Source organism: Modestobacter roseus (assembly GCF_007994135.1).
Taxonomy (GTDB): domain Bacteria; phylum Actinomycetota; class Actinomycetes; order Mycobacteriales; family Geodermatophilaceae; genus Modestobacter; species Modestobacter roseus.
In genome coordinates this window covers 1,482,873-1,500,071 of sequence record NZ_VLKF01000001.1, presented here as the reverse complement: position 1 = coordinate 1,500,071, position 17,199 = coordinate 1,482,873, and the positions used below count along the sequence as shown (strand labels likewise).

The window sequence follows — 17,199 nt, the reverse complement described above, 5'->3', positions numbered from 1 at the left end:
GGGTCGCCTGCTGATGCGGCGTGAGGTCCCGCCACCGTCGGACGGACCGGGTCCGGCCACGTCGCCGGTCCCGACCCCCGCCGGGGAGTGCGGCGCGCACGGCATCGACCAGGAACGCCGTCCGGCTGTCCGTGGGCCCGGACCGGTGCGCCCGCCGGGTCACGGCCGGACCGACCCGAGCAGCAGCCCGGTGGACCCGCCGCGCCCCCGGCTGCCCACGACCAGCAGGTCGGCGTCCTCGGCCGCCGCGACGAGGGCCGGCGCCGGGTGGCCCGCGACGACGTACCGGTGCACCCGCGCGGCCGGGCCGAGACGGGAGACCGGGGACGTCGGGATGACCGGCTGATCTGCGTGGTGCTGCAGCGTGCCCATCGTCTCTCCTCGTGCTCCGCGGGGCAGTGCTCCTCATCGTCGAGCCGGGACGGACCGTCGAGGAGAGTCGTTGGTCGGTGCTCCACTGCACCTCCGGCCCCGACCGGTCACCCCAGCCCGACCGACCAGATCGCCAGCGCGCGGGCGCTGCTCGACGCCGGGGCCGTCTCCCCGGCCGGGTACGAGGCGCTGGAGGAGCGAGCACTCAGCTGGACGGGGACCTCCAGCCCTGTCCGCCGGGCTCCTCGGACCATCGCCCGTCGGCCTCGTGCGGGCTTGGCTGGACGGGAGAGCCGCCGACCCCGAGGAGCAGTCGTGGAGACAGGACAGCAGCTGAGCGGACAGGTCGCCCTGGTGACGGGGGGAGCGCGGGGCATCGGGGCCGCGGTCGCCGAGCTCTTCGTCGCCCGCGGTGCGCAGGTGGTGGTCGCCGATGTGCTGGACGACGAGGGCGGGCAGCTCGCCGGCGTACTGGGGGCAGCGGCGCGGTACACCCACCTGGACGTCACCGACCCCGGCGAGTCGCGCGTCGCCTTGGCGGACACCGAGTCGGCGGTCGGGCCGGAGGCGGGGTCGTGGTGAACGTGTCCTCGACCGCCGGGCTCACCGGGTACGCGGGGATCACCGGCTACGTGGCGGCGAAGTGGGGCCTCCGCGGGCTGACGAGGGCGGCGGCGCTGGAGTTCGCGCCGGACGGCATCCGGGTCTGCTCGGTGCACCCGGGCTCGATCCGTACGCCGATGACCGCTGGGCTGGACGCCGGCACGGTGGCCGGGCAGCCGATCGAGCGTTTCGGCGAACCGGCGGAGGTCGCCCGGATGATGGCGTTCATCGCCGGGGAGGCCACCTTCTCCACCGGCAGTGAGTTCGTCGTCGACGGCGGCGCGACCGCCGGCGTGACCACGGTGCTCCCGGGGCGGCCGTCATGACGCCGGCCGGACGGGTGGCCGTGGCCCAGGTGCGGACGAACCGGACCGGCTACGTGGTCGCCGTGCTGGTCAACGCGGCCGGTCTCGTGGTGCTGCACGTCTGGCCGGGGTGGCAGGAGTTCCCGGTGCTCACCGCGGACACCCGGTCGGTGCTCGGGGTGGTGGACGCCGCGCTGGTGGTGGGCATCGTGGTGAACGTCGTGCTGCTGCTGCGCAGCCCGGGCTGGCCGACGGCAGCGGGCTCCCTGCTGACCACCCTGGTCGGGCTGGTGGCGACGGTGCGGGTCTGGCAGGTCTTCCCGTTCGACGTCTCGGACACCTGGGAGACGGTGCTGCGGGTCGTGCTCGTCGTCGGCGTCGTGGGTGCCTGCCTGGGGCTGCTCGCCCTGCTGCGCATGCGGCAGGTCACCGGCGGCCGAGGAGACGGCTGAACCGGCCGGCGGGCCGATCCAGCCGTGGGTGCCCGGGACAGCGCTGGGCCGGCGGCACCGCGGCCATCACCTGGTCGACGTGCTGGCCGCAGCCGGCCCAGGTGGTCCTGCCGCAGGTCCGGCAGGTCGTCGCACGGCACATGGGGAGCTCCTTCGTGCGTCGGGCACGGGCGCCGGACCGAGGGGAGGTCAGGGTCGCGGGGGAGGTCAGGCCAGGGAGAGGAAGAGGCGTTCGAGCTCGCGCAGGTCCAGCTCACGTGCCTCGGCGTCCTCCGTCGTGGAGCAGTGACGCATCCCGGTCGACACGACGGCGAAGCCGGCCTTGCTCAGGGCCTTCGAGGCCGCCGCCAGCTGGGTGACGACGGCCGAGCAGTCCCGGCCGTCCTCGATCATCTTCACGATGCCGCCGATCTGGCCCTCGATGCGCCGCAGGCGCTTGACCACGTCGGCGAGCTCACCCTGGGGGATGTTCACCCGCTCCACAGTAGGTACCCCCTGGGGTATGTGCAAGGCGGTTCCCGCAGGACCTCCGCCCCTGGTCGCGACGCCGGGCCGCTGGCACGGTCACCGGGTGGGTGCGGTGCGGTCGACCAGCCGGGGTGCCATCGACGTGCAGGAGCCCGGCGGCCCGCCGGAGCGACCCAGGACACCGGACACCGGCCTCCGCGCCGGCGACGTCGCCACGCGGGTGGCCGCCGGGCAGACCAACGCCACCACGGTGCGGACGAGCCGGACGATCGGCGAGATCGTCCGGGCCAACGTCCTCACCTTCTTCAACGGTCTGCTCGTCGCGTTGTTCGTGCTCGTGGCCCTGACCGGCCGGTGGCAGAACGCGCTGTTCGGTGGCGTCGTCGTCGCGAACGCGGCGGTCGGCATCGTCCAGGAGCTGCGGGCGAAGCGGACGCTGGACCGGCTGGCGGTGCTCAACGCCCCGCGTGCCCGGGTGCTGCGCGACGGTGCCGAGCGGGAGCTCCCGGTGGCCGAGGTGGTGCTCGACGACCTGCTCGCGTTGCGTGCCGGCGACCAGGTGCCGGCCGACGGCGTGGTCCGTGACTGCACCGGGCTGACGGTCGACGAGTCGCTGCTCACCGGGGAGTCCGAGCCGGTGGTCAAGGCGGCCGGCGACCCGGTCATGTCCGGGTCGATCGTCGTCGCCGGGCGTGGGCTGGCGCAGACGACCGCGGTCGGCGACGACTCCTACGCCGCCCGGCTGGCCACCGAGGCCCGCCGCTTCACCACCACCCACTCCGAGCTGGTGTCCGCGACCGACCGGCTGCTGCGCTGGATCTCGCTCACCCTGCTCGTCGTCGGCCCGGCCGTGCTGTGGAGCCAGTTCCGCACGCCGGACAACGACAGCTGGCAGGATGCCGTGACCGGCACGGTCGCCGCCCTGGTCGGCATGGTCCCCGAGGGGCTCGTGCTGCTCACCACGCTGGCCTTCGGGGTCGCCACGGTGTCCCTCGCCCGCCGCGCCACGCTGGTGCAGGAGCTGCCGGCCGTCGAGGGGCTGGCCCGGGTGGACGTCGTCTGCCTGGACAAGACCGGCACGCTCACCCACGGGGACGTGCGCGTCGACGAGCTGATCCCGCTCACCCCCGCTGCCGGCGAGGCACCCGCGGCCCTCGGGGTGCTGGCCGCCGCCGACCCGGCGAACGCCACCGCCGCCGCGCTCGGCACCGCCTTCCCGACGTCCGGGCCGGGACCGCTGGACGTCGTGCCGTTCTCCTCCGCCCGCAAGTGGTCCGCCGTGCGGACGCCGGACGCGGTGTCGTGGGTGCTGGGGGCGCCGGAGATGGTGCTGCCCGCCGCGGACTCCGTCACCGAGGCGGCGGCGAGGAGCCGGGCCGACGACCTGGCGGCCCAGGGGCGGCGGGTGCTGCTGCTCGCCCGGTCGGCCGCGCCCTGGACGGTGCACGGCGAGGAGCCGGTCCTCCCGCCGGACCTGGTGCCCGTCGCGCTGGTGGTGCTGGCGGAGCACCTGCGGGAGGACGCCGCGGAGGTGCTCCGGTACTTCACCGACCAGGGCGTGGCGCTCACGGTGATCTCCGGGGACAACCCGAGGACCGTCGGGGCCGTGGCGGCCGCGGTCGGCGTCCCGGGCGTGGCCGGCGCGGGCGACGCCGTCGACGCGCGCACGCTGCCCGACGACGCCGACGAGCTGGCCCAGGTCATGGAGGAGCGCAGCGTCTTCGGCCGGGTGACGCCGCACCAGAAGCGGGCCATGGTGGCCGCCCTGCAGCGGCGCGGGCACGTGGTCGCGATGACCGGGGACGGCGTCAACGACGCGCTCGCGCTGAAGGACGCCGACATCGGGGTGGCGATGGGGAACGGGTCACCGGCCACCCGCGCCGTGGCGCAGCTGGTGCTGCTGGACGGCCGGTTCGCGCACCTGCCGGAGGCGGTGGCCGAGGGACGGCGGGTGATCGCCAACATCGAGCGGGCGGCGAGCCTGTTCCTGGTCAAGAACGTGTACTCGCTCGTGCTGGCGCTGATCACCGTGGTGACCCTGGGCGCCTACCCGCTCGCGCCGATCCAGCTGACCCTGATCTCGACCCTGACGATCGGGGTGCCCGGCTTCTTCCTGGCGCTGGCGCCGAACCGGCGGCGTTACCTGCCCGGGTTCCTCCGCCGGGTGCTGGCCTTCTCCCTGCCCACCGGTGTGCTGATCGGTGCCGCGGCCTACGCCGGCTACGCGCTCAGCCGCTGGCTGGTGCCCGATGCCGGCACGGCGGGCGCGCGCACGACGGCGACCGTCGCGGTGCTGGTCATGGCGTTGTGGACGCTGGGTGTCCTGGCCCGTCCGCTCACCGCCGCGAAGGTCGGCCTGCTGGTCGCGATGGGCGGGCTCGCGGTCGTGGCCGTCGGCGTGCCGGCGGTCGCGGAGTCCATCGTCCTGCTCGAGGTGACCGCGCCGTCGCTGGTCGTCGGACTGGCGGTCGGGGCGGCCGGCGCGCTGCTGGTCGAGGTCGTCCACCGCCTGCCGTCCACGTCCGCGCGCTGAGCGGTCGGGGCCCGCACCGGTGCGGTGCTGGCCCCGATCGCTGCGCCAACCCGGCGTCGGGCGGTCAGGTCCGGTGGGGGGTGGTCTCGTCCGCGGCCAGCAGCGCCGCCCGCAGCTCGTGCCGGACGTGCACGGCCGTCGGGCTCGTCCAGCCGTCGAGGGCGTCCAGCGCGCCGCGGACGACGTCGGCGACGCGCGCGTGCCCGTACCGGTCGCGGAGGTCGCTGGTGGACAACCCGAGCATGGTGTGGAGGTAGGGCTCGGCGGCGGCCGGGATCGGCCGTTCGTGCCAGGTCAGGTCGTCGATGATCAGGCCGGCGATGTCTGCGACCGGGCGGTCCAGTTCATGCGCGGCGAGGTGCTGGGGGCGGGGGGTGTCCACGGGTGTCCCTGCTGTCTCGTCCAGGGGGGGCGGGGGTGGCGGTCAGCCGGCCGTGGCCGGCTGCGTCTCGGCGTCGCGGCGGCCGGCCCGGACGACGACGACTGGGCAGGGGGAGTGGGCCACCAGGTGCTGGCTCACCGAGCCCAGCAGCATGCCGGTGAACCCGCCGTGCCCGCGGCTGCCGACGACCAGCAGATCCGCGTCCGCGGCCGCGTCCAGCAGCACCTGCACGGCGTGGCCCTCGACGACGTGCCGGTGCACCGCGGCGGCCGCGGCCGGGTCGAGCGTCGCCGCCAGCGCCTGGTCGAGCACCGCCCGACCGTTCTCCGCCCAGTCGACGCCGTCGACGACGACGCCCCAGCCGTAGGTCTCCGGCTGGTGCCACGCCGTGACCGCGTGCAGCTCGCCGCCGGTGGCCTCGGCCTGGCCCACGGCCCAGCGCAGGGCCTCCTGCGCGGACGGCGACCCGTCCACGGCGACGACGATATCCGGGCTGCGTCCGGCGGTGCTGCTCACGGGTCCTCCATGTGGTTGCTGATTGCAACTCCACTGTCGGTCCCGGGCGGGCTCCCGGGCAGGGCCTTTCGCCTCCGCCCGCCGTGGGACCTGGTCCCGACCTGACCCGAGGGCACGGGTCGGTGCATCCACCGCGCGTCGGGCGGGAGAAGAGAGACCAGGGCGGTGGTCGAGCAGAGGCCCCGACCAGCTCTCGATCGGAGGCGACGTGAACGTCGAGAACACCTTCACCTACGACTTCTCCCAGTACACGATCGTGTCCCACGTGTTCACCCTCGGCTACGCCGCGATGGCCGCCGGGCTGGTGTACTTCGTCCTGACCAGCCGGAACTCGCTGCCCCGGTACCGGCTGTCCTCCACCCTGTCCGGCGTCGTCATGCTGTCGGCGTTCCTGGAGCTGCTGGTCATCTCCCAGCGCTGGGACAGCGCCTTCCGCTGGGACGGCGAGGCCTTCGTCCAGGCCGGCACGCTGTTCTCCAACGGCTACCGGTACATGAACTGGTCGATCGACGTCCCGGTGCTGCTGCTGCAGATGCTGATCGTGTTCGGGGTGACCGGTGCGGCGTTCCGCCGCGGCTGGATCGTCTTCACCGTCGCCGGGCTCGGGATGATCTACACCGGCTACGTCGGCCAGTTCCACGAGGTGGAGCGCAGTGCGCCGTTCTGGGTCTGGGGCTCCATCAGCACGGTCTTCTTCCTGGTGATCCTGGCGCTGGTGTACCGCACCGTGTACGGCAACGTAGGCCGCATGCCCGCGGAGGTCCGTCCGCTGGTCAAGGCGGTCTGGTGGCTGCTGCTGGGCTCCTGGATGCTCTACCCCGGCGCTTACCTCATGCCGGCGATCTGGGACTCCGCCGACGGCGTGGTCGCCCGGCAGATCACCTACACCGTGGCCGACATCGTCTCCAAGGTCGTCTACGGGATCCTGCTGGCGGTCATCGCCCAGAAGGTCAGCAAGCACGAGCACCACGAGGAGGCGCTCGCGGCCGACGTCACCCAGCCCCGCGGGGGCATCACCGACGTCGCGGCCCCCGGCCGGGCCGCCTGAGCCGGCGGACCCGGTGCCGTCGGCCGCCGCGGTGCGGCCGGCGGCACCGGGTCAGGTGGCCAGCGAGCCGGCGAACACCTGCCAGGCGAGCGCGCTCTTGGCGACCAGGCTCAGCACGAGGTAGGCCTGCTCGCCGAACGCGTAGCTGCGCCACGGGCCGACCTCCCGGTACTGCAGCCACTGGTTGACCGCGAAGCTCGCGAAGAAGACGAACAGCGACACGAAGATCCCGTAGACGAAGCCCGGGATCTGCTCCGCGCCGACGATGGTTGCGGTGATCGCCACCCACGGCGCGACCCCGGCCACGCAGCCGAACCAGAAGGGCAGCATCGTCGTCCGTGCGCGGCCGGGCGGGTTGGCCTGCTCCTGCAACCAGCCGAAGAGGATCATCGCGACGTTGGCGCCGGCGATGCCGATCAGCGCGCTCAGCCCGGTGATGCCGGTGTAGGCGCATATCAGCAGCACCATGACCGTCGAGCTGAGCGAGTACTCCAGCCAGCGGAAGCGGTTGATCCCCCCGCGCAGGTCCTCCTCGTACCGCCGGCGCAGCACCGCGCCCGTCAGCAGGTGGTCGAGAGCCGCCAGCCCGAGGAAGACCGCGATCGCCGCTCCCACGCCGACGTCGACCAGCGGTTCCGGCGCCGGGACCGCCGTGCCGGGCGGGCCGGCCGGGAAGGACGACGTCACGGTGATCGCGAAGCTGCTGGCGAGCAGCAGCACCGCGATGGCCTGGGCGGCGTGCAGCACGGTGAGCGCCAGGTTCCAGCGGCGCAGGCCGGCCAGCCGGGCGTCGTCCACGCCCGTCGCGACCGGGATGGGCGCGCCGTCGGTGCTGCGGTTCACGGCGACCTCCTGAGGAGCAGGGCGGCCGGGTGGCCGCCGATACGGCACCCGGCGCCGGCGCGTGCGCCGAACGGTAGCGCGATCCTCGCCCGTGGACCGGTCCCCGCGGCCTGCGCGGGGGCCGACACCCGGAGCTGCGCACCGACCCGCCACCGGGTCGGACGCCCCCGGGACCGCTGGTGCGGGGAGCGTGGGCGAACGCCGCGATCGTGGACCTCTTGGTCGACGTCGTGGTGCTCGACCTCCCGGTGCTCACCGCGGTGCCGCTCGAGGTCGTCCTCGAGCTCGTGGTGGCGGTGACGCGCCGGGTCCGGTGGCGGGTGCGGGAGGCGAGGACGGCGGCTGGTCGGGGCGGTCTGCTGCTCTGGCTGGTGCGCGTCGGGAGCGACGACGTCGGCCTGCCGGCCGTCCGAGCCGTGTTCGGTGCGCGGGTGAGCCTAGGCGGGTCCCGGTCGGTGACCGGGCTCGTCATGACCCTCCTGCCACGCCGCAGCGGGCCGGTGAGCGCGCCGCCCGGACCGCGGTCCGCCGCGGATCGGGGCGTGGCCTGTGGCCTCGAAGCAGGCCGCGCCGCCGTGCGGACGCGACGGCCGCCCGGCGGCTCCGAGCGTCGAGCGTGCGGTAGATGGCCCGGACGTGCGTCGTCACGGTGTTGACCGACAGCTGGTGACGGGCGGCGATGTCCTCCATCGTCAACTGGGCGGGCAGGTCACGGAGCAGCTCCAGCTCCTGGGGGGTGAGGGTCGGCTGCGTCCGGGGGCCACCGCCCCTTCCGGGTCCCGCCGACGGTGGCACGCCGGCGTGCCGACGTGGTCGTCACCTGCCGGGACCGGGTGTCCGGCACCGGACTCCGGGGTCGACGCGCCGGCTGCCCGCGTGGTCCCGGACGGGGCCGGGGCGACCAGGTCGGCGGGCGACGTGCGGCCGGCGGTGGTGGACGTCGCGCTCGGGCCGGATCTCGTCGCGGCGCGGACCGCGGAGATCCGGGCGGTGGTCGAGGAGGCGCTGCTCGCCGTCCCGGAGCGGCTCCGGTTGAGCCTCGACGCGGTGCAGCGTTTCGACGCCGCAGGGGTGGGTGCGGCCGCAGGGGTGGGTGTGCTGCTGCGCGTGCACCGGCAGGCCCGCCGGCAGGGGGTGGACCTGATCTGCGCCGGCTCGCCGCGGCAGCTGGTCGCCGTGCTCCGCCGGACGGCCCTGGACCGGGTCACCACCGTGACCGTGTGAAGGCCGTCGCACGGGACCGTCCCGGCGCCCGGCCGCCGGGTCACCGGTCCGCAGCTGCTCCGGGGCGTGCGGTGGGAGGGGGCGGTGCCGCGGCCAGCCCCGTGCCCAGCACGACCAGTGCCAGGGCGACGGGGTACACGATCCAACGTTCGACTCCCCCCTCACCCAGCGCCTCGAACACCGTGAACCCACCGAACAGCTCGTAGCCGAGCAGGAAGGCCAGGGCCACGGCGCCCAGCAGGACCAGGACCGGGCGCAGCGGACGGGCCACCAGGCCGGCGGTCCGCATCGCTGCCACCCCGCCCCCCAGGAAGGCCAGCAGTGCCACCAGCTGGTGGACGGCCATGATCGTGTTGCCCGGGAAGAGGCCCACCCCGACCATCCCCACGGACAGTGCGCCCAACGGGAGGACCGCGGACAGCCGGGCACCGGCCCGGGACAGCAGCGCGGTCGCCGTCCCGATGGCCAGGCCGGCGGTGATCATCGCGGCGTTGAAGATCGCGGCCGACGGCTGGCGGACGACGTCCGTCGGTCGCATGGCGGCGAGGTCGCTGACGGTGTTGATGCTGCTGCGGTAGTCCGCGGGGTAGAGCGCCTCGGCGGTCACGATCGCCAGCAGCACGCCGGCACCGGCGGCCAGCAGCAGCATCCCGGCGGCGGTCCGCGCCCGCGTGCGCGGCGGCGTCTGCTCGGGTGTGCGGGTGCGGTCGGTCGTCATGGCTCTCCTCCACCGGCTCCGGGCCCGTCGAGCCTGACCGGTGCCCGGGCACGCCGACCGCGGCAGGAGGGCCCCTCCCCGCGGGTCCGACGTCCTCGTCGTCCCGTGCCCCGGGGGACGGCACCGGACCCGGCGGACCGGCCACCCGGTGGAAGTGCGCTGGCGCACCGTGGACGCGGCGACGAGTGTGGAGGGTCCGGAGCTCAGCGACGAGGCGAGGACGCATGACGGTCGACAGCGCGCAGGACGAGCACGGCGACGCGGGGGAGTGGCACCCCGGTCGGGAGGAGGGCTACACGACCGACGGCGAGCTGCGTCCCGGGGAACCGGGCGGGACGGGGTCGGGCAGTGGCGGGCTGGGCTCGGTGCACGAGCCCGCCCGGGAGACGCCGGTGTACGCCGAGACCGACGTCCTCGTCGTCGGGGGTGGTCCGGCGGGCTGCGCCGCGGCGATCGCCGCCCGCCGGGCCGGGGCCCGGGTGATCCTCGTCGAGCGCTACAACCACCTCGGTGGCCTCTCCACCGGTGGGCTGGTCATCTGGATCGACCGGATGACCGACTGGACGGGCTTCCCGGTCATCTCCGGGTTCGCCGGCGAGATCCTCGACCGCCTCCCGGCCGAGGCCGTCGCCGGCGCGCCGCGCGAGCTGTGGGGCTCGACGGACCCGGCGCACGTCGCGTACTGGCAGGAGCGGCTCGGCGCCGCCCGGGAGACCGTGACCTGGTCGCCGATGATCGACCCCGAGTGGCTCAAGACCGTCTCCGCCGAGCTGGTGCACGCCGAGGGCGTGGGCCTGGTGCTGCACTCCTGGGTGGTCGGCACCCTCCGGGAGGGGCGGACCGTGACCGGGGTGCTGTTCGAGAGCAAGGAGGGGCGGCGCGCGATCACCGCGAAGGTGGTCGTCGACACCACCGGTGACCTCGACGTCGTCGCGGGCGCCGACGTGCCCTTCGAGTCCGACGTCGACAGTGCCGAGAGCCCGGTGGCGCACTGCCTGAACACCAGCTGGATGTGGGCGGGGGTCGACTTCGGCCGCTGGCTGGAGTTCCGCCGGTCCGACCCGGCCGGGCACTCGGCGCTGATGGCCTCCGCCCGGGCGGAGCTGGGCTACGTCGAGCGGCCCTTCGTGGGCTGGCGGGACGACGTCGCGGTGTTCCTGGGCCCCCGGCTGTCCGGCTACAGCGGGCTGGCGGTCGCCGACCTGACCGCGGTCGAGCTGGAGTCGCGGCGGCGGATGCTGGCGCACCTGGAGTTCTTCCGCGCGCACGCACCGGGGTTCGAGCGGGCGTGGCTGATGCTCTCGGCGCCCCAGCTGGGCATCCGGCACACCCGGCGGCTGATCGGGTTGCACCGGATGAGCCGGGCCGAGTGGATGGACGGTGTCGTCCACCCCGACGAGGTCGGCGTCTCCCCGTCGCCGTCGCAGAAGTACGCCAACATCTCGGTGCCCTACGGGGCGCTCGTCGCGCGCGACCTGGACAACGTGCTCGCCGCCGGCCGGCACGTCGCGAGCGACCCCGCCACCCAGGCGTTCATGCGGGAGATCCCGCAGTGCTGGATGACCGGGCAGGCCGCCGGCGTCGCCGCCGCGCTGGCCGTGCAGACGGGGACGACGGCCGCGGCGGTCGACGTCGGGCGGGTGCAGCGGGAGCTGCTGCGGCAGGGGGCGCACCTGCGCCCGGCGACCGAGCCGGCCATCGTGGGGTGACCGGCGGAGGTCAGCAGAAGTAGGCGAAGGTGCGGAACTCGATGCTGTGCCGCGGCGCGGCACCGACCGCGGCGGGGTCGGGGAACGCGGTGTGCGGCGCGGGCCCGGCCGCACCCGGGTCGGTGTCGCCCAGCTTGATCAGCAGCACCTCGTCCCGGGTCATGCCGGGGAACCACCACCACTGCTGGGCGGGGGAGTGGCGGGTCTTCCAGCTGCTGCCCACCGGCGTGAGGTGGTCGACCGGGCCGAACGGGTCGGCCGGCAGCTCGTCGACGAAGTAGGTGGCCACCGCCGCGCCGTCGTCGGCGGCGACGGTCCGGGAGTCGCACAGCGCCAGCGGCCAGTCCTGCGGCGGCGGGCTGAACACCCGCCAGGTGCTGGTGACCACGGCCCGCCGGAACGCGGGGCCGTCGGGGACGTGCCGGGCGTACGCCCGGGCCACCATCCCGGGGACGTGGTCCGGGGCGTAGTCGACGTGCACTCCGCTGGCCGGCGGCTGCGCGCCGTGCTGGGCGGGGTCGACCGAGCGGCGCAGCTCCCACCCCCGGGAGAGGACGTGGTCGGCGCCCAGCTGCTGCTGCACGAGGTGGCAGACCTCGGGGACGTACACGTCCTCCAGCTGGGCGCGGTCGGTGAAGTCGGTGACCGCGCTGCGGTGGTCGACGACGGCGAACCCGTGCTCGTCGAGGGCGAAGGAGCGCTGGACCGGGCGGCCGTCGTGGACGGTCACCGGGTGCGGCTCGGTGCCCGCGGTGGCCGCCCGGCCGGCCGGGGAGATGAACTGCCGCAGCACGCGGGATCCCCGGTCCAGGAAGCTCAGCTCCGCCCGTACACCCGGCTGCTCGATCTCGGTCATCGCGGTCGATCGTGCACCCGGGGCCGCCGGTCCGCCACGGCGAGGGCGCGGGCCGCGGGAGAGAGGTCAGTCGGTGCCGTGCGCGTGCCGGCCGGCCACCTCGATCACGTCCTGCAGGAACCGGGCGACGAGCGCCAGCTCCTCGTCGGTGTAGCCCGCCATCGCCGCGGCCAGGTCGCGCTGCAGCCCGCCGAAGTGCTCGGCGCCCGCGGACATGGCCGACTCCGACATCTCCAGCACCACCCGGCGACCGTCCTCCGGGTCGCGGACCCGGCGCAGGTGTCCCACCCGCTCCAGCCGGTCCAGCAGCGCGGTGGTCGACGCCGAGGCGAGCTCCACCGCCTCACCCAGCCGGCCGGCGGTCATCGGCCGCCCGCTGCGGGCCGCGTCCATGATCGCGACGAGCGCGCGGACGTCGGTCCGGTTCAGCCCGTGCGTCGAGGCGAAGCGCCCGCCGACGGCGTCGAGCTCCACGGTGAGGCGGCGGAGCAGGAGTCCGATGTCCAGTGGGGTGTGGGCCGGCTCGCCGGTCACTCGTCACCTCCTCTCGCCGTGGCGACGGTGTTCACCGTAAGGTGTTTTCTCTCGAAGACCGAGAGAACAGGACGTCGCCGGATCATGATGCCCCGCCGCCGCACCACCGTGCTCCGCTGGCTGCTGCCGGCGCTGGTCGCCCTGCTCTGGCTCGGGCTCGCCGGCCCGCTGGGGTCCTCCGCCGGCCGGCTCGCCGAGGTCTCGGAGAACGACTCGGCCGCGTTCCTGCCCGACAGCGCGGAGTCCACCCGCGTCACCGAGCTGCAGCAGGGCTTCCGCAGCGAGCGCACCCTGCCGGTGGTGCTGCTGTGGGAGAGCCAGGACGGCGCCCTCGACGAGGCGACGCTTGCCGAGGTGGCCCAGCGGGTCGACGACGCGGTCGCGGTGGCCGACGAGGCGGGTGCCCTGTCCGGCGAGGCGTCCCCGCCGATCCCGGCCGACGACGGCCAGGCCGTCCAGGCGGTCCTCCCCTTCGACCCCGACCTGGGCGACACGCTCGGCGAGGTCATCGCCGAGCTGCGCGACCTCCCCGCGGTCGAGGGCACCACCGCCTACGTCACCGGGCCGGGGGCGGTCTTCGCCGACTTCGCCGACGGGTTCTCCGGCATCGACGGGCTGCTGCTGGTCGCGGCGTTCGGCGTCGTGCTGCTCATCCTCCTGGTGGTCTACCGGAGCCCGCTGCTCCCGCTGCTGGTCATCGGCACCGCGGGCATGGCGCTGGTGGTCTCCCTCGCGGTCGCCTACCTCCTCGCCGACCGGGGCTGGATCGACGTGAACGGGCAGAGCCAGGGCATCGCCTCGATCCTCGTCGTCGGCGCGGCCACCGACTACGGGCTGCTGCTGGTGGCCCGCTACCGCGAGGAGCTGCGGCGCGAGCAGTCGCGCTTCGCCGCGATGCGGGTGGCGTGGCGGCAGTCGTGGGAGCCGATCGTGGCCAGCGGCGGCACGGTGATCCTGGGCGTGCTGTGCCTGCTCTTCTCCGACCTCGGCTCCAACCGCGGCCTCGGGCCGATCTCCGCGGTGAGCATCGCCTTCGCCGTGCTCGCGGCGCTCACCTTCCTGCCGGCCGTCCTCGTCCTGTTCGGGCGGGCGGCGTTCTGGCCGTTCCGGCCGCACTACGGCGACGAGCGGCGCGAGGGGCGTGGCTGGGACCGGGTGGCCACCGCGGTCGGCCGCCGTCCGGCCCGCGCGCTGGTCTGGACCCTGGTGGGGTTGTCCACCCTCGCCGTCTTCCTGCCCACCTTCGACGACGAGGGCATCCCGCTGTCCGAGGCGGTGCGCGGCGGCTCGCCGTCCGCGGCGGGGCAGGAGGCCCTGGCCCGGCACTACGAGGCGGGCGCACCCAGCCCGGCCAGCATCCTGACCCCGGCCGGGGGGTGGGAGGACGTCGCGGACGCCGCCGCGGCCGTGGACGGCGTGGCCGAGGTCGTCCCGTTCACCGGCGAGGCAGGTGCCCCCGGAGCCGGAGGCGGCGGACCGGTGGAGGTCGACGGGCTGGTGCGATTGGACGCCACCCTCGCCGACGCCCCCGACAGCGCCGCCGCGCAGGCCACCGTCGCGGAGCTGCGGACGGCGCTGCGCGAGGTCGACCCCGGCACCCTCGTCGGGGGTGCGACCGCGCAGGACCTGGACACCCAGGAGACCGCCGCCCGCGACCTCGCGGTGATCGTGCCCCTGGTGCTGCTGGTGATCACCGTCGTGCTCGCGTTGCTGCTGCGGGCGGTCGTCGCACCGTTGCTGCTGGTCGCGTCGGTGGCGCTGAGCACCGCCGCCACGGTCGGCCTGGCCGCGCTGGCGTTCGAGCACCTGTTCGGCTTCCCGGGCAGCGATCCGCAGGTGCTGCTGATCGGGTTCGTGTTCCTCGTCGCGCTGGGGATCGACTACAGCATCTTCCTGATGACCCGCGCCCGCGAGGAGTCGCTGCAGCAGGGGACGGGGGCGGGCATGACCCGGGCCCTGACCGTGACCGGCGGGGTCATCACCAGCGCCGGGCTCGTCCTGGCCGCCACCTTCGGGGCGCTCACCGTGCTCCCGCTGGTCATCCTGATCCAGCTCGGGTTCCTGGTCGGGGTCGGCGTGCTGATCGACACCTTCGTCGTCCGCTCGCTGCTCGTGCCCGCGGCCGTCCACCTGCTCGGCGACCGGGTCTGGTGGCCGAGCGCTCTGGGGCGGGGGCAGGTCGCCGAGCCAGACCGGGTGCGGGAGCCCAGCCGCACCTGACCCGGCCGGGAGCGCGGTGTCGCTGGCTCTCGTGGGCCGCGTGCACGTGGCGGAGGGCACCGTCGATGAGGTGCTGCGGGCGTTCGAGCAGTTCCGGGCCGTCCTCGCCGCCGAGCTGGGGGTGCCGCCCAGTGACCGCAGGACGGGGCTGGTGGCGGCGCTCCGGCACTGACCGGCCGGCCGGGGTCGGCTGCGCTTGGTTGCGTCGTGCGCCGGGTGTGGCAGGGTCGCAGGTGCCGCCGTCCGATCGGGAGGCCGTGCCGGCCGGCCCGGTGACCCGTGCGGAGGCCGGTCGAGGGGAGCCATGAGCGGGGAAGCCGTCCAGGACGTCGACGCGGAGCGCGACGGGCCCGCACCGTCGCCGGCCGCCGCGGGACAGGTGCCGGCGCCCGAGGTGCCGGTACCCGCGGTCCCGGTTCCCGGCACGGTGCCCCCCGCGACGCCGGAGGCCCCGTCGGCTCTCGGCGCGATGGCGCTGCTCCGCATCGGCGGCTTCCTCGTCCTCTACCTCAACGCCGCCGCGGTCTTCCTCGGCGTCATGGCCCAGGCGATCGCCCGCAGCTGGCTGGCCTTCGAGCTCACCGGGTCCAACGCCGCGCTGGGCGGGGTGCTGCTGGCGTTCGGGGTGGCGCTGCTGGTGGCCACGCCGTGGGGTGGCGTCGCCGCGGACCGGCTGCCCAAGCGGCTGGTGCTGCAGGTCTCGGTCCTGCTGCTGGCCGTGTCCAGCGCCTGGATCGGGCTGGCGGTCGTCCTCGACGTCATCGCCTACTGGATGCTGCTCGGCGCCGGCGTGCTCCAGGCCGTGGGGTTCGCGCTGTTCAACCCGGCCCGGATGGCCTTCCTGAGCGAGCTGGTGCCGCGTGGCTCGGTGCCGCAGGCGGTCTCGCTGCTGCTGGTGAACGCCGAGGTGAACCGGGTGGTCGGCCCGGCGCTGGCCGGGGTGGTCATCGGCGCGGTCACCTGGGGCGTCGAGGCGGTCTTCCTGTCCAGCGCGGTGCTGGCCGCCGTCGGGGTCCTCCTCACCGCCGCCCTGCCCGCCGGGCGGCGGCAGGGCGAGGCCTCCGGCCGGTCACCGCTCGGCGAGCTCGCCGACGGGGTGCGCTACGTCCGGCGGCACCCCGAGCTGAGCGCCCTGGTGTGGTGCGGCATCGGCGTGGCCATGATGGGCCTGCCGTACCTGGCCTTCATGCCGACCATCTCCAGCGACCTGTTCGGCCTCGGCTCGGTCGGTTACGGGGTCCTGGCGGCGACGTCCGCGGTGGGCGGGGTGGCGGCGGGGCTGCTGCTGGGGCGGCGCAGCTCGTGGGTCCGGCAGACCCGGGTGCTGGTGGCCTCCGGCGCGGTCTTCGGCATCGCCATCTGCGCGCTGGCGATCGCACCCAACGCCGCCGTCGCCGTGGTCGTGCTCCTCGCCGTGGGCGCGTCGATGCTCGCCTTCCAGACCACCAACCAGTCGCAGCTCATCGCCCTCTCGGACCTGGAGTACCACGGGCGGGTGCAGGGGCTGATCATGCTCAGCTTCGGCGCGTTCGGCATCGCCGCCCTCCCGCTGGGCCTGCTCGCCGACGCCATCGGGCTGCGCTGGACGCTGCTCGGCATGGGGGTCGGCGTGCTCGCGTTCGTCGCGCTGTACGCGGTGGTCAGCCGGCGTCGGATGGCCGGCGCGCAGCGGCTGCGCGACCTGGGCTGACCGAGGAGCCCCGCGTGGCGGGGACGGTCAGCGCCAGTCGACGCCGGGCAGGGTGGCGCTCCAGGACTCGGCGATCCGGCCGTCGGCGACCCGGTGCACCACCAGCCAGGTGACCACCGAGGTCTGGCCGGTGTCCAGGTTCAGGCCGGTGGTGGTGGCCCGCGTCCAGACCCGGTCCTCCGCCGTCACCTGGTCGTCGACGGTGGTCGCGGGGTCGTGCAGCAGCTGCCAGGAGTCGCGGACCTCCCGGGTGAACTGGGCCCGGGTGAGCGACCGGGTCCCGGCGGAGGAGTGCCGCACGTAGGGCTCGGCGATGAGCTCGTCGATCACCGTGAGATCGCGGCGGTTCCACAGCCCGTCCCAGTAGCGATGGACGATCGAGGTCAGTGCCTGCTGGTCCACGATGCGGCAGCCTAGGGCCGCGAGCGCGTCGGCCGCTGCGCGTGGGCCACCGGCGGTGGGCATGGCGTCGGGCCCGGGGGCCGGTGGCTGCCGGCGCCGGGGCGCGCTGGCGCGGTCGACTGCAGACGGTCACGACACCCCGACCGCGAGTGAGTTCAGGGTACAACCAACTCAGCAGCTGGACGGCCGTCCGGCGGGGGCCGACCGGTCCGGGAGGACACCGGCCGAGATCGGCGGAACGCGCTGGCCAGGCGCCGGACACCTGACCGTCCAGCGGTGTCCGAGGCGGGGTGCCGGCGCACCGCCGACACCCCCGATCCGGGC

At 74.9% G+C, this 17,199-nt stretch carries 20 protein-coding genes; 10 read left to right on the top strand and 10 right to left on the bottom strand.

Features of this window, described 5'->3' with window-relative positions:
* Positions 1–159: 159 nt before the first annotated feature.
* Complete coding sequence (locus JD78_RS22540) at positions 160–372, bottom strand: universal stress protein (protein WP_153360894.1); 213 nt, start codon at positions 370–372, stop codon at positions 160–162.
* 315 nt (positions 373–687) lie between these two features.
* Between JD78_RS22540 and JD78_RS21710 the strand changes: the two genes are divergently transcribed.
* The 3 genes from JD78_RS21710 to JD78_RS07155 are packed head-to-tail and all read left to right on the top strand — an operon-like array spanning position 688 to position 1,732.
* On the top strand, positions 688–954 hold the full coding sequence (locus tag JD78_RS21710; protein WP_208104023.1) for an SDR family NAD(P)-dependent oxidoreductase: 267 nt from the start codon (positions 688–690) through the stop codon (positions 952–954).
* Complete coding sequence (locus tag JD78_RS21705; RefSeq protein WP_208104022.1) at positions 948–1,301, top strand: SDR family NAD(P)-dependent oxidoreductase; 354 nt, start codon at positions 948–950, stop codon at positions 1,299–1,301. The genes JD78_RS21710 and JD78_RS21705 overlap by 7 nt, the downstream gene beginning before the upstream one ends.
* Complete coding sequence (locus JD78_RS07155) at positions 1,298–1,732, top strand: hypothetical protein (protein ID WP_153360895.1); 435 nt, start codon at positions 1,298–1,300, stop codon at positions 1,730–1,732. Before JD78_RS21705 ends, JD78_RS07155 begins: the two co-directional genes overlap by 4 nt.
* 207 nt (positions 1,733–1,939) lie before the next feature.
* Here JD78_RS07155 and JD78_RS07150 read toward each other — a convergent pair whose 3' ends face one another.
* The gene (locus JD78_RS07150) at positions 1,940–2,206 is read right to left on the bottom strand and encodes a metal-sensitive transcriptional regulator (RefSeq protein WP_153360896.1); all 267 of its coding nucleotides are present in this window, start codon (positions 2,204–2,206) and stop codon (positions 1,940–1,942) included.
* Between the two features lie 97 nt (positions 2,207–2,303).
* On the opposite strand from JD78_RS07150, the gene JD78_RS07145 reads away from it, so the two are divergent.
* Complete coding sequence (locus JD78_RS07145; RefSeq protein ID WP_208104021.1) at positions 2,304–4,733, top strand: HAD-IC family P-type ATPase; 2,430 nt, start codon at positions 2,304–2,306, stop codon at positions 4,731–4,733.
* Between the two features lie 64 nt (positions 4,734–4,797).
* Here the strand turns inward: JD78_RS07145 and JD78_RS07140 are convergent, their stop codons facing one another.
* Both JD78_RS07140 and JD78_RS07135 read right to left on the bottom strand, forming a co-directional pair.
* Positions 4,798–5,115 carry a hypothetical protein gene (locus JD78_RS07140; RefSeq protein ID WP_153360898.1) on the bottom strand — a complete coding sequence of 106 codons (318 nt, stop codon included), beginning with the start codon at positions 5,113–5,115 and terminating at the stop codon, positions 4,798–4,800.
* A gap of 42 nt (positions 5,116–5,157) precedes the next feature.
* The gene (locus tag JD78_RS07135; RefSeq protein WP_153360899.1) at positions 5,158–5,631 is read right to left on the bottom strand and encodes a universal stress protein; all 474 of its coding nucleotides are present in this window, start codon (positions 5,629–5,631) and stop codon (positions 5,158–5,160) included.
* A 208-nt stretch (positions 5,632–5,839) separates the two neighbouring features.
* On the opposite strand from JD78_RS07135, the gene JD78_RS07130 reads away from it, so the two are divergent.
* Positions 5,840–6,679, top strand: coding sequence for a bacteriorhodopsin (locus JD78_RS07130; protein WP_153360900.1), 840 nt, complete (start codon positions 5,840–5,842; stop codon positions 6,677–6,679).
* Positions 6,680–6,730: 51 nt separating this feature from the next.
* Here the strand turns inward: JD78_RS07130 and heR are convergent, their stop codons facing one another.
* The gene (heR, locus tag JD78_RS07125) at positions 6,731–7,522 is read right to left on the bottom strand and encodes a heliorhodopsin HeR (protein ID WP_153360901.1); all 792 of its coding nucleotides are present in this window, start codon (positions 7,520–7,522) and stop codon (positions 6,731–6,733) included.
* Positions 7,523–7,990: 468 nt separating this feature from the next.
* Positions 7,991–8,317, bottom strand: a complete 327-nt coding sequence (locus JD78_RS22855; protein WP_153360902.1) for a LuxR C-terminal-related transcriptional regulator — start codon at positions 8,315–8,317, stop codon at positions 7,991–7,993.
* A gap of 81 nt (positions 8,318–8,398) precedes the next feature.
* Between JD78_RS22855 and JD78_RS07115 the strand changes: the two genes are divergently transcribed.
* Positions 8,399–8,746: an STAS domain-containing protein gene (locus JD78_RS07115; protein ID WP_153360903.1), complete on the top strand. Its 348-nt coding sequence runs from the start codon at positions 8,399–8,401 to the stop codon at positions 8,744–8,746.
* Positions 8,747–8,786: 40 nt separating this feature from the next.
* Here the strand turns inward: JD78_RS07115 and JD78_RS07110 are convergent, their stop codons facing one another.
* A complete protein-coding gene (locus JD78_RS07110; RefSeq protein ID WP_153360904.1) occupies positions 8,787–9,464 on the bottom strand; it encodes a DUF998 domain-containing protein in 678 nt (225 codons plus the stop codon).
* A 224-nt stretch (positions 9,465–9,688) separates the two neighbouring features.
* Between JD78_RS07110 and JD78_RS07105 the strand changes: the two genes are divergently transcribed.
* Positions 9,689–11,173: an FAD-dependent oxidoreductase gene (locus tag JD78_RS07105; RefSeq protein WP_153360905.1), complete on the top strand. Its 1,485-nt coding sequence runs from the start codon at positions 9,689–9,691 to the stop codon at positions 11,171–11,173.
* 10 nt (positions 11,174–11,183) lie between these two features.
* On the opposite strand, the gene JD78_RS07100 is transcribed toward JD78_RS07105, so the two are convergent.
* Together JD78_RS07100 and JD78_RS07095 are read right to left on the bottom strand one after the other, a co-directional pair.
* A complete protein-coding gene (locus JD78_RS07100; protein WP_153360906.1) occupies positions 11,184–12,029 on the bottom strand; it encodes a CmcJ/NvfI family oxidoreductase in 846 nt (281 codons plus the stop codon).
* A 66-nt stretch (positions 12,030–12,095) separates the two neighbouring features.
* Positions 12,096–12,563, bottom strand: a complete 468-nt coding sequence (locus JD78_RS07095) for a MarR family winged helix-turn-helix transcriptional regulator (protein WP_153360907.1) — start codon at positions 12,561–12,563, stop codon at positions 12,096–12,098.
* Between the two features lie 84 nt (positions 12,564–12,647).
* Between JD78_RS07095 and JD78_RS07090 the strand changes: the two genes are divergently transcribed.
* From JD78_RS07090 to JD78_RS07080, 3 genes are all read left to right on the top strand, one after another.
* A complete protein-coding gene (locus JD78_RS07090) occupies positions 12,648–14,783 on the top strand; it encodes an MMPL family transporter (protein WP_228395207.1) in 2,136 nt (711 codons plus the stop codon).
* A 16-nt stretch (positions 14,784–14,799) separates the two neighbouring features.
* Complete coding sequence (locus JD78_RS07085) at positions 14,800–14,955, top strand: hypothetical protein (RefSeq protein WP_153360908.1); 156 nt, start codon at positions 14,800–14,802, stop codon at positions 14,953–14,955.
* Positions 14,956–15,087: 132 nt separating this feature from the next.
* A complete protein-coding gene (locus JD78_RS07080; RefSeq protein WP_153360909.1) occupies positions 15,088–16,473 on the top strand; it encodes an MFS transporter in 1,386 nt (461 codons plus the stop codon).
* A 27-nt stretch (positions 16,474–16,500) separates the two neighbouring features.
* On the opposite strand, the gene JD78_RS07075 is transcribed toward JD78_RS07080, so the two are convergent.
* Positions 16,501–16,875 carry an ester cyclase gene (locus JD78_RS07075; RefSeq protein ID WP_166521048.1) on the bottom strand — a complete coding sequence of 125 codons (375 nt, stop codon included), beginning with the start codon at positions 16,873–16,875 and terminating at the stop codon, positions 16,501–16,503.
* Positions 16,876–17,199 lie beyond the last annotated feature (324 nt).

Excerpts from the sequence above, each read along its gene's own strand:
- JD78_RS22540 (WP_153360894.1), bottom strand. The coding sequence starts at position 372 with ATGGGCACGCTGCAGCACCACGCAGATCAGCCGGTCATCCCGACGTCC.
- JD78_RS07155 (WP_153360895.1), top strand. The coding sequence starts at position 1,298 with ATGACGCCGGCCGGACGGGTGGCCGTGGCCCAGGTGCGGACGAACCGG.
- JD78_RS07110 (WP_153360904.1), bottom strand. The coding sequence starts at position 9,464 with ATGACGACCGACCGCACCCGCACACCCGAGCAGACGCCGCCGCGCACG.
- JD78_RS07105 (WP_153360905.1), top strand. The coding sequence starts at position 9,689 with ATGACGGTCGACAGCGCGCAGGACGAGCACGGCGACGCGGGGGAGTGG.
- JD78_RS07100 (WP_153360906.1), bottom strand. The coding sequence starts at position 12,029 with ATGACCGAGATCGAGCAGCCGGGTGTACGGGCGGAGCTGAGCTTCCTG.
- JD78_RS07090 (WP_228395207.1), top strand. The coding sequence starts at position 12,648 with ATGATGCCCCGCCGCCGCACCACCGTGCTCCGCTGGCTGCTGCCGGCG.
- JD78_RS07080 (WP_153360909.1), top strand. The coding sequence starts at position 15,088 with ATGAGCGGGGAAGCCGTCCAGGACGTCGACGCGGAGCGCGACGGGCCC.